This window comes from Tabrizicola oligotrophica (assembly GCF_011008935.1).
GTDB classification, from domain to species: domain Bacteria; phylum Pseudomonadota; class Alphaproteobacteria; order Rhodobacterales; family Rhodobacteraceae; genus Tabrizicola_A; species Tabrizicola_A oligotrophica.
In genome coordinates, this window is the sequence record NZ_JAAIVJ010000006.1 from 131,805 (window position 1) to 146,454 (window position 14,650).

16 protein-coding genes and 1 riboswitch are annotated in these 14,650 nt (G+C 65.2%); of the genes, 4 read left to right on the forward strand and 12 right to left on the reverse strand.

The features are described from left to right. Window positions 1-8 precede the first annotated feature (8 nt). Window positions 9-704 carry a tRNA (guanine(46)-N(7))-methyltransferase TrmB gene (gene trmB / locus G4Z14_RS11635; protein WP_164625880.1) on the reverse strand — a complete coding sequence of 232 codons (696 nt, stop codon included), beginning with the start codon at window positions 702-704 and terminating at the stop codon, window positions 9-11. A gap of 64 nt (window positions 705-768) precedes the next feature. Further along, on the reverse strand, window positions 769-1,233 hold the full coding sequence (queF, locus tag G4Z14_RS11640) for a preQ(1) synthase (RefSeq protein ID WP_164625882.1): 465 nt from the start codon (window positions 1,231-1,233) through the stop codon (window positions 769-771). A 164-nt stretch (window positions 1,234-1,397) separates the two neighbouring features. Between queF and G4Z14_RS11645 the strand changes: the two genes are divergently transcribed. Continuing rightward, window positions 1,398-1,727, forward strand: a complete 330-nt coding sequence (locus tag G4Z14_RS11645) for a GYD domain-containing protein (protein ID WP_164625884.1) — start codon at window positions 1,398-1,400, stop codon at window positions 1,725-1,727. A 56-nt stretch (window positions 1,728-1,783) separates the two neighbouring features. Here G4Z14_RS11645 and metK read toward each other — a convergent pair whose 3' ends face one another. The 8 genes from metK to miaB form a co-directional block, all read right to left on the reverse strand. Further along, window positions 1,784-2,950 carry a methionine adenosyltransferase gene (gene metK, locus G4Z14_RS11650; protein WP_164625886.1) on the reverse strand — a complete coding sequence of 389 codons (1,167 nt, stop codon included), beginning with the start codon at window positions 2,948-2,950 and terminating at the stop codon, window positions 1,784-1,786. 5 nt (window positions 2,951-2,955) lie between these two features. Continuing rightward, window positions 2,956-3,004: riboswitch (SAM-SAH riboswitch) on the reverse strand. Window positions 3,005-3,036: 32 nt separating this feature from the next. Beyond that, window positions 3,037-4,521 carry an apolipoprotein N-acyltransferase gene (lnt, locus tag G4Z14_RS11655; protein WP_407703829.1) on the reverse strand — a complete coding sequence of 495 codons (1,485 nt, stop codon included), beginning with the start codon at window positions 4,519-4,521 and terminating at the stop codon, window positions 3,037-3,039. After that, window positions 4,518-5,435, reverse strand: a complete 918-nt coding sequence (locus G4Z14_RS11660; RefSeq protein WP_164625887.1) for a hemolysin family protein — start codon at window positions 5,433-5,435, stop codon at window positions 4,518-4,520. Before G4Z14_RS11660 ends, lnt begins: the two co-directional genes overlap by 4 nt. Before the next feature lie 39 nt (window positions 5,436-5,474). Then, complete coding sequence (gene ybeY / locus G4Z14_RS11665; protein ID WP_164625897.1) at window positions 5,475-5,981, reverse strand: rRNA maturation RNase YbeY; 507 nt, start codon at window positions 5,979-5,981, stop codon at window positions 5,475-5,477. A gap of 62 nt (window positions 5,982-6,043) precedes the next feature. Then, entirely contained in the window at window positions 6,044-7,063 is a 1,020-nt protein-coding gene (locus G4Z14_RS11670; RefSeq protein ID WP_227751683.1) for a PhoH family protein, read from the reverse strand. 240 nt (window positions 7,064-7,303) lie between these two features. Then, the gene (locus G4Z14_RS11675) at window positions 7,304-7,657 is read right to left on the reverse strand and encodes a hypothetical protein (RefSeq protein WP_164625901.1); all 354 of its coding nucleotides are present in this window, start codon (window positions 7,655-7,657) and stop codon (window positions 7,304-7,306) included. Window positions 7,658-7,674: 17 nt separating this feature from the next. After that, window positions 7,675-8,268 carry an OmpA family protein gene (locus G4Z14_RS11680; RefSeq protein WP_227751684.1) on the reverse strand — a complete coding sequence of 198 codons (594 nt, stop codon included), beginning with the start codon at window positions 8,266-8,268 and terminating at the stop codon, window positions 7,675-7,677. A 204-nt stretch (window positions 8,269-8,472) separates the two neighbouring features. Beyond that, complete coding sequence (gene miaB, locus G4Z14_RS11685) at window positions 8,473-9,783, reverse strand: tRNA (N6-isopentenyl adenosine(37)-C2)-methylthiotransferase MiaB (RefSeq protein WP_164625903.1); 1,311 nt, start codon at window positions 9,781-9,783, stop codon at window positions 8,473-8,475. 138 nt (window positions 9,784-9,921) lie between these two features. Between miaB and G4Z14_RS11690 the strand changes: the two genes are divergently transcribed. Next, on the forward strand, window positions 9,922-10,791 hold the full coding sequence (locus G4Z14_RS11690; RefSeq protein WP_164625905.1) for a hypothetical protein: 870 nt from the start codon (window positions 9,922-9,924) through the stop codon (window positions 10,789-10,791). Between the two features lie 115 nt (window positions 10,792-10,906). Further along, window positions 10,907-11,404 carry a MarR family winged helix-turn-helix transcriptional regulator gene (locus G4Z14_RS11695; RefSeq protein WP_164625907.1) on the forward strand — a complete coding sequence of 166 codons (498 nt, stop codon included), beginning with the start codon at window positions 10,907-10,909 and terminating at the stop codon, window positions 11,402-11,404. A gap of 3 nt (window positions 11,405-11,407) precedes the next feature. On the opposite strand, the gene G4Z14_RS11700 is transcribed toward G4Z14_RS11695, so the two are convergent. Continuing rightward, window positions 11,408-13,030 (reverse strand): AMP-binding protein, encoded by a 1,623-nt coding sequence (locus tag G4Z14_RS11700; RefSeq protein ID WP_164625908.1) that lies wholly within the window; start codon window positions 13,028-13,030, stop codon window positions 11,408-11,410. Between the two features lie 92 nt (window positions 13,031-13,122). Here G4Z14_RS11700 and G4Z14_RS11705 point away from each other — a divergent pair, with 92 nt between their 5' ends. Further along, window positions 13,123-14,043 carry a DMT family transporter gene (locus G4Z14_RS11705; protein WP_321573029.1) on the forward strand — a complete coding sequence of 307 codons (921 nt, stop codon included), beginning with the start codon at window positions 13,123-13,125 and terminating at the stop codon, window positions 14,041-14,043. A 3-nt stretch (window positions 14,044-14,046) separates the two neighbouring features. Here G4Z14_RS11705 and G4Z14_RS11710 read toward each other — a convergent pair whose 3' ends face one another. After that, window positions 14,047-14,625 carry a thymidine kinase gene (locus tag G4Z14_RS11710; RefSeq protein WP_164625912.1) on the reverse strand — a complete coding sequence of 193 codons (579 nt, stop codon included), beginning with the start codon at window positions 14,623-14,625 and terminating at the stop codon, window positions 14,047-14,049. Window positions 14,626-14,650: the final 25 nt, after the last annotated feature.

A 14,650-nucleotide genomic window follows, 5' to 3' on the forward strand; every position in this document is an offset into this window, starting at 1 on the left:
CCGCAGGTTCAACCCGCGCGGCGCTGGAAGGTCAGGTAATGCGGCTGGCGGCCTTCGCGCAGGGCCTTTTGTTCGTAGCGGGTGGAGAGCCAGTCCTCCCAGGCCTCGCCCGGGCCGGTTTGCTGGACGAAGTCGAAGCCGGCCTGCGGAACTTCCTCGAGCGTCTGGCGGACGTAATCGGGAATGTCGGTGGCCACCCGCAGCTCGGCGCCGGGGGCCATGCAGCGGGCCAGCGGGCGCAGGTAGTCCTGCGTCACGAAGCGGCGGCGGTGGTGGCGGGCCTTGGGCCAGGGGTCGGGGTAGTTCAGGAACACCTTCGACAGGCAGCCATCGGGCAGCACGTCGAACAGGTCGCGCACATCGCCGGGATGCAGGCTGAGGTTCGCAACCTTGGCCTGGCGGATCTTGCCCAGCAGCATGGCGATGCCGTTCACGAAGGGCTCGCAGCCGATGATCTCGACCTGCGGATAGGTGGCGGCCATATGGACCAGATGTTCACCGCCGCCAAAGCCGATCTCCAGCCAGAGCGGCTTGCCGTGGAAGCGGGCAAGGTCAAGGGGCGCGCGTACGGGATTGCTGTCCAGCGTCACGCCGGGCAGGCTGAGCCGGGCGAGGTCTTCGTCCAGGTAGGTTTTCTGCGACGCCCGCAGCGTCTTGCCATGGACCCGGCCATAGAAATTGCGCCGTTCGGCTGAGTTGTACATGACCAGGGCCCCGTGAGTGTTGCCGCGCCTCTAGCCTTGATCGGCGAGGCTCGCAAGGGCGGGTTCAGCCGCGGCCGCGATAGGGGGCGACGCCCTGATCGGGGATCCAGACGCCGTCGGGCGGAGTGCCGGTCTGCCAGAAGACGTCGATCGGGATGCCGCCGCGCGGATACCAATAGGCCCCGATGCGCAGCCAGACCGGATCGAGCAGGGCGACCAGTTTCTTGCCGATGTCGATGGAGCAATCCTCGTGGAAGGCGCCGTGGTTGCGGAAGCTGTGCAGGTAAAGCTTCAGCGATTTCGATTCCACCAGCCAGTCGCGCGGCACATAGTCGATGACGATATGGGCAAAGTCGGGCTGGCCGGTCATCGGGCAAAGCGAGGTGAACTCCGGCGCGGTGAAGCGCACGACATAGAGCGTGCCGGCATGGCCGGCCGGAACCCTTTCCAGAATGGCCTGATCGGGCGAGGCGGGCAGGTCGGCCTTCTGGCCCAGCTGGGTCAATCCGGAGACGTCGGTCGCAGTCATGGCATGGCTCCTTGCGAAGATATGCCCCCTACTGCGCAATTGCGCCCCGGTCAATCGGCCCGACCGCCGGCGACGCGCAATACTTCGGGAGCGGCCCGTGCTATCCTGCGCGGCGGCGCCGGACTTGTGGCAGCGGGCCGCAGGCGGTGTCGGGGAGGAATATGATGTCACGCTACATCGTCACCGGAAGTTACAGTTCGTCAGGGATGAAGGGGATGCTGGCCAAGCCGTCGGACCGCGAAGCCGCGACATCGGCGCTGGTTTCCGCTGCGGGCGGCAAGCTTGAGGCCTATTACCTGACGACGGGCGACACCGATTTCCTGATGGTCATTCAGGCCGACAATCTTCAGGACATGCTGGCGGCGATGATCGTGGCAGGCGCCACGGGCTCAGTGACGGGGCTCAAGACGGTTCAGGCCTTCACCTCGGCGGAGTTTCTGGCTGCCCAGAAGCGCGCTGGCGACATTGCGATCAAATTCACCCCGGCGGGGTAAAGGACTGCGCCGCCCGGGCTGCGGGCGGCGCGCTGTCCTTGGGCCGGAAGGCAGTGTCAGACCGCCTTTTTCAGGGCCTCGACCAGATCGGTCTTTTCCCAGGAGAAGCCGCCATCGGCCTCGGGGGCGCGACCGAAGTGGCCATAGGCGGCGGTGCGGGCGTAGATCGGCCGGGTCAGCTGCAAATGCTCGCGGATGCCGCGCGGGGTCAGGTCCATGCATTCCATGACGGCATGTTCGATGCGCTCGGCCTCGACCTGACCGGTGCCGTGGGTGTCGACATAGATCGACAACGGCTTGGCGACGCCGATGGCATAGGAGACCTGCAGGGTGCAGCGCTCAGCCAGACCGGCGGCGACCACGTTCTTGGCCAGATAGCGCGCGGCATAGGCCGCCGAACGGTCGACCTTGGTCGGGTCCTTGCCGGAGAACGCGCCGCCGCCATGCGGGGCAGCACCACCATAGGTGTCGACGATGATCTTGCGGCCGGTCAGGCCCGCGTCGCCATCGGGGCCGCCGATGACAAAGGTGCCAGTCGGGTTCACCCACCATTCGGTCTTTTCGCTGATCCAGCCCGAGGGCAGCACTTCGCGGATATAGGGCTCGACAATGGCGCGGATGTCGGCAGAGGTCTGGCTTTCCAGCGCATGTTGGGTGGACAGCACGATCGAGGTGACTTCGACCGGCTTGCCGTCCTCGTAGCGCAGCGACAACTGCGATTTTGCGTCGGGGCGCAGCGTCGGCTCGGCGCCGGATTTGCGCACCTCGGCCAGACGGCGCAGGATGGCGTGGGAATACTGGATCGGCGCCGGCATCAGTTCCGGCGTCTCGCGGCAGGCATAGCCGAACATGATGCCCTGATCGCCCGCACCGTCGCGGTCAACGCCCTGCGCGATATGCGCCGACTGGCTGTGCAGGTAGTTCTGCACCTTCAGGGTTTCCCAGTGGAACTCGTCCTGTTCATAGCCGATGTCCTTGACGCAGGCGCGGACGATGTCCTCCACCCGGTCCTTCATCACCTTCAGCGCCTTCTTGTCGGATAGGCCGACCTCGCCGCCGACCACGACGCGGCCGGTCGTGGCGAAGGTTTCGCAGGCGACGCGGGCATTGGCCTCTTCGGTCAGGAAGGCATCGAGAACCGCGTCCGACACCCGGTCGCACAGCTTGTCAGGATGGCCCTCGGACACCGATTCCGAGGTGAAGACGTAGTTCTTTCTGCTCATGGAAGTGCTCCGATATGAGTAACCTGCCACGCCAGGAAGCCGTTGTGGCAGTCTGCCCGCTTCCTTGGCCGATTGCCGGGCAAAGGTCAAGAAAGCTTGGCGCTTTGACGGCGGATCGACATCAGGGCGAGCCCGGCCAGTAACAGCAACGCCGGGGCTTCGCCGTAGCGCGCGAAGGGCGGCGCGGGCAGTGGGGCAGGCAGCGCGCTGTCGAGATGGCCTTCGCGGCCGAAGGGCAGGCTGGCCCGTTCGCGCCCGCGCGCATCATAGACCGCCGTGACGCCGGTATTGGCCACCCGCACCAGCGGCAAGCCCTGCTCGATGGCCCGCATCCGGGCCTGATCCGCGTGCTGGAACGGGCCGGAGAGGGTGCCGAACCAGGCGTCATTGGTGATCTGCAAGAGCCAGTCAGGGCGCTCTGGCGCAGCGTTCACGTCTTGCGGGAACACCGCCTCATAGCAGATCAGGGGCAGGGCGCGGCCCATCCCGGGACCGAAGTCGACCAGCTTCGGCCCGTCGCCGGCCGAGTAGCCCGCGCCGTGCTGTGCGGCAAAGGCGCGCAGGCCAAACAGGCGGAAGGCCAGATCGCCCAGCGGAATGTATTCGCCAAAGGGCACGAGGTGGTGCTTGTCATAGCGTTGGCCAAGGCCACCGTCAGGGTCGATCACGGTCAGGCTGTTCCAGAACCGGCTGCCTTCCTCGCGCTGGACGCCAAGCGCCACCGGGGCGCCTTGGGCGGCGGCGGCAATCATCGGCGCAAGGTCAGCGTGACGCTCCAGCAGATAGGGCAGGGCGGTTTCCGGCCAGATCACCAGATCGGGGCGCGGGGGGGCTGCAGAGGCGGTCAAGAGACGGTCAAAGAACACGCGGGCCTGATCGGGGTCCCATTTCAGCGCCTGTTCGGCGTTAGGCTGCACCAGCCGCAGCGTGGCGGCACGGTCAGGGGGCAGGGGCTGGGCAAGGGTCCACAGGCCAAAGGCCCAGGCGGCGGCAAGGCCTATGCCTGCCGCCAACGCCTGCCGCCAGCGCAAGGCGGACAGTGCGGCCGTCAGCAGCAGCAGGCCCAGCGTCAGCCCGGTCGGGCCGACCCAGGCGCCAAGCTGCGCCACGGGGGTAGAAATCCAGACATGGCCGGGCATGGCCCAGGGAAAGCCGGTCAGGATATGGCCGCGCAGAAACTCCACCGTGGTCAGCGTCAGAGCAAAGCCGAAAGCCGGGGCGCGGAAGGGCAGGGCGCGGGCGGCCCATGCCGCGGTGGCCCAGAACAGGCCCAGACCAAGCGCCATGAACACCAGCGCAAAGGGCGCCATCCAGCCGTAGGTTTCCGGCTCGATCAGGAAGGGCTCGACGATCCATGACAGTGCCACCGCGCCATAGCTCATCCCGCCAAGCAGCCCGATCCAACCCGCACCCCTTTCCGCCAGAGCGACACGCCGGGCCAGCGCGGCAAGACCGATCAGCGTCAGCGGCCAGAGATAGAGCGGCGCATGGCCAAGCGCGCCCAGCGCCCCGGCAACAAGGGCCAGCACGGCCGGGCGCGGGCCGGGGCGGCTGTGCCAGATGCGCCTCACGCCTCGTCGGGCTCGGCCGGTTTGGCGCTGCCGGCGCCGGGCAGACGCACGCGCAAGCGCTTGATGCGGCGGGGGTCGGCATCGACCACCTCGAACTCCACCCCGCTTTCGTGGGCCACGACCTCGCCCCGCGCCGGCACACGGCCGGTGCGGACAAAGACCAGACCGCCAAGCGTGTCGATTTCGGCGTCATCCTCATCGGTGCGCAACGTCATGCCGATGGCGGCTTCGAACTCCTCCAGGGGCGCTACGGACTGGGCCAGGAACACGCCGGGCTTTTCTTCCTTCCAGAGCGCGCCTTCGACCTCGTCATGTTCGTCGTCGATCTCGCCGATGACGGTTTCGATCAGGTCCTCGATGGTCACCAGACCATCCACCCCGCCATATTCGTCGATCACCAGCGCCATATGCACCCGGTCGCGTTGCATCTTCTGCAACAGCGTCGCGGCTGGCATCGAGGGCGGCGCGTAAAGCAGCGGGCGCAGCAGGCGCTTCAGGCTGAAGCGGCCCGTGGCGCCAAAGCCGTGCTGCAAGGCGAGGTCCTTCAGCAGGACAAGACCTTGCGGATGGTCCAGCGTGCCCTTGTAGACCGGCAGGCGGGAAAAGCCGTGCTGGCGAAAGGTTTCGACCAGATCGTCCTTGCCGATATCCAGCGGCACGGCGGCAATCTCGACCTTGGGGATGGCGACGTCATCGACCCGCAGCTTGCGCAGGTTGGCAAGGCCCAGTTGGGCCGGGCCGGCGGCGGCGGCACTGGCCGGGCGGTCCGCGGCTTCCCCGCCGGATTGGCTGTCAGAGGGAGAAAAGGCGCTGAGAATACGCCCAAGGAATGTGCGCGGTCCCTGTTCGGAGCCGTCGTCATCACCGTCCTGCGCGCCCTGCGCCGCAGGAGAGCCGTCGTTGCTACTTCCCATTGGTCCTTTGTCCCAAACATCCGGCCAACCTGCCGGACCTCATGAATATGGGTCAGAAAGACCCAGGCGCGCAAGTATGCGCACTTCGGTAGCCTCCATCAGCGTGGCATCGCCGTCGCGGATGTGGTCATAGCCCAGAAGATGCAGGAAACCATGCACGACCAGATGGGTGACATGGTCGGCCATCGGCTTTTCGGCCTCCTGCGCCTCGCGGGCGCAGGTGTCATACGACATCGCAATGTCACCCAACGATTCGGGATCGTCCATTTCGCCGGGCTCGGGCGGCACGGGCATGTCGCCTTCTGCCTCGGCCCCGCGCTCGTCAGATGGCCAGCTCAGCACATTCGTCGGCTTTGCCTTGCCGCGGAAATCGCCGTTCAACTCCAGAATGCGGGCATCGTCGCAGCCCATCAGGCACAGCGTGAAGCCCTCCGGCGCAAGGCCCAGTTCGGCCAGCGCGGCGCGGATCGCACGGTCGGCCAAAGGCTCGAGCCCGACGGCGTCCCAGCGGTCATCCTCGATGACGATATCGACAAGCGGTTCCATGGCGCGCTGCCTAGCGGGGAAAGGGCCGCGCGGCAAGCCATGCGGCCCACCGCGCGTCAGGCTCAGCCAGATTGCGCCTCGTCCTTTTCATAGGCTTCGATCACGCGGGCGACCAGCGGGTGGCGCACGACATCCTTCGAGGTGAAGTAGTTGAAGGAAACCCCCTTCACGCCTTTCAGGATCCGCTCGGCATCGGCCAGACCCGAGGTCACGCCGCGCGGCAGGTCGACTTGCGTGCGGTCGCCGGTGATGACCATGCGGCTGCCCTCGCCCAGACGGGTCAGGAACATCTTCATCTGCATCGTGGTGGCGTTCTGCGCCTCGTCCAGAACGACAAAGGCGTTCGACAGGGTGCGGCCGCGCATGAAGGCCAGGGGGGCGATTTCGATGCGCTTTTCCTCCAGAAGCTTCTGCACCTGTTTCGACGGCAGGAAATCGTTCAGCGCGTCGTACAGGGGTTGCATGTAGGGATCGACCTTTTCCTTCATGTCGCCGGGCAGGAAGCCGAGCCTTTCGCCCGCCTCCACCGCCGGACGCGACAGGATGATCTTTTCCACCGCCCCCGAGATGAACATGGTCACGCCCACGGCCACGGCAAGATAGGTCTTGCCGGTGCCGGCCGGGCCGATACCGAAGCCAAGTTCATTGGCAAACAGGTTCTTGACGTATTCCTTCTGCGCTTCGGTTCTTGGCTCGATAGGTTTCTTGCGGGTGCGCAGTTCCATGCCGCCGGCGGTGAACATCTCGATCTGTTCGCCTTCGGGGCGGGTGGTTTCGGGCATCGGGCGGCCCATGCGGATCGCGCCGTCAATGTCGCCCGCCGTGACCGAACGGCCGGCCTCCAGCCGGGCATAAAGCCCGCGCAGGACCGCCGCCACCTGTTCGCGCGCCTCCTTGTCTCCGATCACCGACAGCCGGTTGCCGCGCCGCAGCACATGCACGCCCATCTGGTGTTCGATCTGCGCCAGATTGCGGTCAAACTCGCCGCAGAGGCCGATCAACAGGCGATTGTCGGGAAATTCGAGGACTGTTTCGACAACATCCTCGGGGCGGGACGGGGGGGTCAGCGCGCTGATGCCCAATTGGGTCTCCTTGTCAGAGTCGTGGTCATGAGAGGGACACATTCGAATCGTCCTCCGGTTTTGGCTCTGGAGCAAGAAAATTCCGCAGGACAGGCGCAAGTTTCGTCAAGAAGTGCCTCATTTTCGTGACAATCCCACAAGATGTAGCGGGACTGGGGCAGGTTGCAAAAAGGCAAAGGGCCACGGCTCGCGCCATGGCCCCTGTCCTTCAGATGGGCGCAAGCCGTCGAGGATGCAAGGTCAGGGCTGGGCCCAGCCCGGCACATAATCCTTCAGGCCCGGCGATTGCGACTGGTAGTCCTTCAGCACGGTTCCCGGCGGATACTGGTTGTCGCAGACCGGCAGGCCGCTGACCGGGTCATAGCGGCGGCCCGAATAGCCTTCGACGCCGTCGTCGATGATCCAGCCCTGGCAGCCGTCCGGGTCATAGGCGATGGCGGCATGGCCCTCTTCCAGAACGCCCTTGTCGCGGCCCTTGTCATAGGCGGTGGCAATCACGGTGTCGGGGGTGCCGTTGTAAGGCGTCAGGCCGTCAACGCAGCCCGAGATCAGGGTGGCCAACACAAGACCGGTGGCGAGTTTCAACGTGTTCATCTTGTCCATCCTGTTCATCACCACCGATAGCAGACGACTTCGACGCGACGGTTCTTCTGCATGCCTGCCGCGGTCGAATTGGTGGCGATCGGCCGACGTTCGCCATAGCCGATCTCGCGGTCGACCATGCCCCCCATGGCGCGGGCGACGTCGGCCACGGATTTGGCGCGGCGCTGCGACAGGCCCATGTTGTATTCGTCGGAGGCCCGGCTGTCGGTATGGCCGTAGATGGCATAGCCAAAGGCCCCGGCGCTGCGGAAGAAGTCTTCAAGCCGGCGCAGGCCGGCCGGGGTCAGCTTGTGGCTGTCGGTGGCAAACAGGGTGTCGGTGTTTTCCACAAGGCAGGTGTTGCGCTTGAGGCAGACCGGCTTGCCGGTCTTGGGGTTCACCCGGTCCAGCATGTAGCCTTCAAGGCCGCCATCGGCCCACCAGTGCATGCAGCCGTCGTCGTCAATCCAGACGCCCCACTGGATTTGCCCGGTGACCTGTGGCCCTTCGATCGTCTGATGCGCTTCGTGTGGAGTTTTCGACGGGTGGGCGAAGGCCGCTCCACCAAAGCCGGCGACAGCCAGTGCTGCCCCCGTAACAAGACCCAGCACCGTTTTGGACATGCGTTCCAATATGGCAGCCCCCATTTATGATTTCGGCCCTGGCAGGGGCCGTTACTGACAATACTCGAGATTTGCCCGCACGGTTTTGTGAAGTAAAGCGGATTTTCCTTGGCCACTTGGGCCTGCCGCCGCAGATCGGAGGGATCTCGGGGGCGTGTCGCGGGGGGCTTCCGGGGTAGAAGCAATGCGCGCGAAGGCCGCCGATCAGCCGACGCGGACTGCCGCCAGCGAATTGGTGGCCGAAGCCGAGATTCGCACCCGGACGAGTTCGCCCACCCGGCCTTCGGGGTCGGTCACATGCACGGCGTGCAGGTGGTCGGATTTGCCCACCATCTGGCCGGCCAGCCTGCCGGGCTTTTCGTAAAGCACGCCAACTTCGCGCCCGACCATGGCGTCCTGCGCGGCGCGCTGTTGTTCGGTGATGAGCGCCTGCAATTCATAAAGCCGTGCATCGGCAACCTCGGTCGGAACCGGGGGTTTCTCGGCGGCAGGGGTGCCGGGGCGGGCGGAATACTTGAAGGTGAAGGCCGCGCCAAAGCCCACCGCCCGCACCAGATCCAGCGTCGCCTGATGATCGGCGTCGGTTTCGCCGGGGAAGCCCACGATGAAATCCGACGACAGCAGGATGTCGGGCCGCGCCGCGCGGATACGCTCGACCAGCCGCAGATATTGCTCGGCGGTATGCTTGCGGTTCATCGCCTTCAGGATGCGGTCCGCCCCCGACTGAACCGGCAGATGCAGGTAGGGCATCAGCTGCGGCAGATCGCCATGGGCGGCGATCAGGTCGTCGTCCATGTCGTTGGGGTGGCTGGTGGTATAGCGCAGCCGTTCCAACCCGTCGATCCGCGCCATTTCCCGCAAGAGACGGCCCAAGGTGTAATCGCCCGAGGCCCCCGCGCCATGATAGGCGTTCACATTCTGCCCCAAGAGGGTAAGTTCGCGCACGCCACGCTCCACCAGCCCGCGCGCCTCGGTCAGGATGCGGTCCACCGGGCGCGACACCTCGGCGCCGCGGGTGTAGGGCACTACACAGAAGGCGCAGAACTTGTCGCAGCCTTCCTGCACCGTCAGAAAAGCCGTCGGACCGCGCGGCGCCTTGCGCTCGGGCAGGCGGTCGAACTTCATTTCCTCGGGAAAGTCGGTGTCCACCGCCTGACCATTGGCCCGGGCCATTTCGGGCAGGCGGTGATAGGCCTGCGGGCCGACCACGATGTCGACAAGCGGCATCCGCCGCAGGATCTCATCGCCCTCGGCCTGCGCCACGCAGCCGGCGACGCCGATCTTCAATTCGGGCTTGGCCTGTTTCAAGGGCTTCAACCGGCCCAGATCCGAGAACAGCTTTTCGCTGGCCTTCTCGCGGATGTGGCAGGTGTTGAGCAGCACCATGTCCGCCTCTTCGGCGGCCTCGGTCAGCACATAGCCTTCGGCGCCCATGGCCTCGGCCATGCGCTCGCTGTCATAGACGTTCATCTGACAGCCGTAGGTCTTGATGAAAAGCTTCTTCGGATCGGCCATGGCGCACCTGTTTGCAGGCCTTGCCCATATGCCAAACTCGCCCCCTTCGCAACGCAAAGGCCAAATGCAGCCGATCCGGCGCTTGCAATGGGCGGAACATTGACTGAATTTGCGGGGCAATCCAACCGGCAGGCCCCCATGCGCTATTCCTCGCTCGACCAGTTCCTGACCGACGGCAGGGAAACGCTTGCCAAGGGGCCGGTGGCCATCGTCTTTGCCGAAGACCCGGTCGAGGTCGACACCACGCTGCGCCACCATCTTGCGGCAGGCTTCGTGCAGGTGCTGCTGCTGGCGCCAGAGGGCATTCTTGTTCCCGATCCGCTGGCCGGAAAGATCCAGTGGATCACCCATGACGTCCATGCCGAAGGGGCATTGGTGCAGGCGATTAACCGGGTGATCGAGGCGGCGCCGGGGATCTGGCTTTATTACTGCTACAACGCCGAATACCTGTTCCACCCGTTCTGCGAGGCCCGCAATGTGCGCGAACTGGTGACGTTTCACGCCGAGGAGCGCCGCGATGCGATGCTGTCCTATGTCATCGACCTTTACGCCGATGATCTGGGCCGGTTTGCGAACGCGGTATCGCTGGAGCAGGCGCATCTCGACCGTTCGGGTTATTACGCCCTTGGCCGCCCCGATCCGGCCAACCACAATTACCCCAAGGAACGCCAGCTTGATTTCTTCGGCGGGCTGCGCTGGCGGTTCGAGGAACACATCCCCCCGGCGCGGCGCAAGATCGACCGGATCGCCCTGTTCAAGACCAAACCGGGGCTGGAGATGCGCCCGGATTTCACCCTGACCGATGAGGAGATGAACACCTATGCCTGCCCTTGGCACAACAACATCACCACGACGGTGATGAGCTTCCGCACGGCAAAGGCCCTGCGCAGCAATGCCGGCTCGATGTTCGACATCCATGATTTCCGCTGGCACAATTCGGTGCGGTTCGAGTGGCATTCCCAGCAACTGATGGACCTTGGCTTGATGGAGCCGGGGCAGTGGTTCTGACCGGGGCGGTCCTCGGGTTTCGTTGAAAAGCCCGAAAATTGCCGGAAATGTTTACGTTATGTTTGCGTTTTGTCCGCAGTCTCCGCCTGAGATCCTTTCTGCTCAGGAGGCCGACATGACAATGCATTCCCCGGTTCTGGATGGCTCGCAAAAGGCCATGATGGCGGGCTATCTCGACAATCTGGCGCTGGTCGAACGGCTGCACCGGCTGCTTCTGGACGTCATCAAGGATGAATTCGAACGGCTGGCGATCCTTGAGATCAATTCGGTGCAGGCGCTGTTGCTGTTCAACATCGGCGAGAACGAGGTGACGGCGGGCGAGCTGAAATCGCGCGGCTATTATCAGGGTTCGAACGTGTCCTACAACCTGAAGAAACTGGTGGATCTGGGCTATATGCACCACCAGCGTTCGGAAATCGACCGGCGCTCGGTCAGGGTGCGGTTGACGGAAAAGGGCCGGCGGGTGCGCGGCATGCTGGCCGATCTTTTCTCGCGCCACGCCGAAGGTCTGGCCAAGCGCGGGCTGGTCGATGCCGCGGGCATGGACCAGATGAACACCTCGCTGAAGCGGATGGAGCGGTACTGGACGGAACAGATCCGCTATATCTACTGACCCTCAGCCCAGCAACTTGGCCACCGCCCGCAGCTCGAACTTCTGGATCTTCCCGGTCGAGGTTTTCGGCAATTCGGTGAAAACCACATGCTTGGGCGTCTTGAACCCGGCAAGCCGGGCGCGGCAGTGGGCGATGAGGTCCGCCTCGGTCGCCGTCGCACCGGGTTTCAGCTCGACAAAGGCGCAAGGCACCTCGCCCCATTTGTCGTCGGGCTTGGCCACCACGGCGCAAAGGCTGACGGCGGGGTGGTGCATCAGCGCGCCCTCGACCTCGACCGACGAGACGTTCTCGCCGCCCGAGATGATGATGTCCTTGGCGCGGTCGGTGATCTTCAGATAGCCGTCCGGATGCTGGAACGCGATGTCGCCCGAGCGGAACCAGCCGCCGCGGAACGCCTCTGCCGTGGCCTCGGGGTTTCTGTAATAGCCCTTCATCACCATGTTGCCGCGCATGGCGATCTCGCCCAGATGGGCCGCGTCACGCGGTACGGGCTGGCCCTGATCGTCCTGCACCTCCGCGCCCTCCAGCATCGCCATGGCGACCCCGGTGCGCGCCTTCAGGGCGGCGCGGGCCTCGCCGGTTTCCGCCTCCCATTCCGGCTGCCACAGGCATTCGGTGGCCGGGCCATAGGTTTCGGTCAGGCCGTAGACCTGCGTCACGTTGAAGCCCAGGGGTTCAAAGGCGGCCAGCGTCGCGGCGGGCGGCGGGGCGCCGGCGGTGAATACCTCGACCATATGGGAAAAGGCGCGGCGGTCCTCGTCCTTGCAGTTGATGATGGTGTTCAGCACGATCGGGGCGCCGCCGAAATGAGTCACGCCCTCATCGGCGATGGCCTCATAGATCGCCTTAGCCGTCACATCGCGGCAGCAGACCAGCGTGCCGCCCATCATCGGCACCATCCAGGTGTGGCACCAGCCGTTGCAGTGAAACAGCGGCACGATGGTCAGATAGACCGGGAAAAGCTGCATCCGCCAGGCGATGGCATTGGCAGTTGTGGCCAGATAGGCGCCGCGGTGGTGGTAGACCACCCCCTTCGGCCGCCCGGTGGTGCCCGAGGTGTAGTTGATGGCGATGGATTCCCATTCATCCTCGGGCATCAGCCAAGGCGCGTCGGGGTCGCCCTCGGCCAAAAGCTCCTCATAGGTCAGGTGGTCGCCCGAGGCGGTGAAGCCATGGTCCACCACTTCGATGATCTCGGGGGCCGGCCCCTCCATCCGGCGGCTCGCCTCTTGCGCCAGGGGCAGGAAGGCGGTGTCGCAGAGCAGGATCTTCGCCCCGGCATGGCCGAAGATATAGGCGACGGTGTCGGCATCCAGCCGGGTGTTGATGGTGTTCAATACTGCGCCACAGGCCGGCACGCCGAAATGCGCCTCGGCCTGGGCGGGGATGTTGGGCAGCAGCGTCGCCACCACGTCGCCGGGCCGCAGGCCGCGACGGTCCAGCGCGCTGGCCAGACGGCTGACACGGGCCGCATAGTCGGCATAGGACAGCCGCGTGGACTTCCAGACGACCGCGGTGCGGCCGGCATAAATCCCGGCGGCGCGTTTCAGATGCGACAGCGGCGTCAGCGCGGCAAAGTTCGCTGCGGTCTTTTCCAGTCCGGTTTCATCTGCCAGCCAACCCATCTTGCCCCCTCTGCCGTGGAATGTCGCTTTCCGGCGGGCAGTTTGCGAAGGAAGCGGGCAAAGGGGAAGCGATAAATGCGAAGGATCTTGCCGTGACTGCGACCAAAGACCGGACCTTGCTGGCTGCCGGATTGATTTCGATCTATGCCTTCATCATCGGCTTTACCGACAATTACGTCCGGGTGATCGCCGAGGAGGCGGGGCTGTGGCAGTTCCATTTCACCCGCTCCTGCATGACGGCGGTGCTGCTCGGTCTTGGCGCGGCGGTCTTCGGCTGGCGGGTCCGGCCGCGCAACTGGGGGGCAGTGGTGGCGCGCTCGGCCATCCATGGCACGGCCATGGTGATCTATTTCGGCGCTTTGGCGTTTCTTGATGTTGCCCTGGTGGCGGCCGGGCTGTTCACCGCGCCGATCTGGGTGCTGCTGATCTCGCGCTTTGCCTATGGGCACCGGATCGGCCCGGTGCGGATCATCGCGGTGGCGCTGGGGTTCGTCGGTGTCCTGCTGGTGCTTGGCCCCGAGGCGATGGGTGGGGCGTCGCTGGCCGCGGTGCTGCCCATCCTGGCCGGCGCGCTTTACGCGATGGGCAACATCGCCACCCGCGAATGGTGCGAGGGCGAGACGGCGCAGACGCTGCTGGCGGGCTTTTTCGCCGCGCTTGGCATCATCGGCGCGGTTGGCATGGTGTTCCTGACGCTCTTTCCGCTGGAGGTGCCCGCCGGGGCCGACGGCTTCCTGCAGCGTGGGCCGGTCTGGGCCTCGGGCGGGTTCTATTTCTGGACCGCCGTGCAGGCGGCGGGCAGCCTGATCGGCGTCGGCTTCATGATCCGCGCCTATCAGGTCACCGACGCCAGCCGCGCCTCGGTGCTGGAATACATCATCCTGCCGGCCTCGGCCTTCTGGACATGGGTGATCTGGGGCACAGGGCTGGAGCCGCTGGCAGTCGCAGGCATGGCGCTGATCGTGGCCGCGGGGACGATGATCGCGCTCAGGGCGCGGGCGCAGGAAGGCTGAGCCTCAGGCCTCCACCGCCTCGCGCCAGTGCCGGCGGCACAGGCTCTGATAGGTCTCATTGCCGCCGATCACCACCTGATCGCCGTCCTTCAGCGGCAGACCGTCCGGCCCCTTGCGCACCACCATGGTGGCCTTCTTGCCGCAATGGCAGATGGTGCGCACCTCGCGCATCTCATCGGCCCAGGCCAGCAGCGCGGCCGAGCCGGGAAACAGGTTACCCTGAAAATCCACCCGCAGCCCGTAGCACATCACCGGCACTCCAAGATCGTCCACGGCGCGGGCCAGTTGCCAGACCTGTTCCTTGGACAGGAACTGCGCCTCGTCGATGAAGACGCAGGCGACGCGGCTTTGGGCGAACCGTTCCTTCAGCTTATCGAACAAATCCTCGCCGGGGGTGAAGGTATCGGCCGTCTCGCCGATGCCGATGCGGCTGGCGATCTGGCCCTGTCCGGCGCGGTTGTCGAACCGGGCGGTGATGAGATAGGTCTCCATCCCGCCTTCGCGGTAGTTGTGCGAGGCTTGCAGGAGAAGCGTCGACTTCCCGGCATTCATGGTGGAATAGTTGAAATAGAGCTTGGCCATGGCACGGTCTATCCGATGCCCCAAG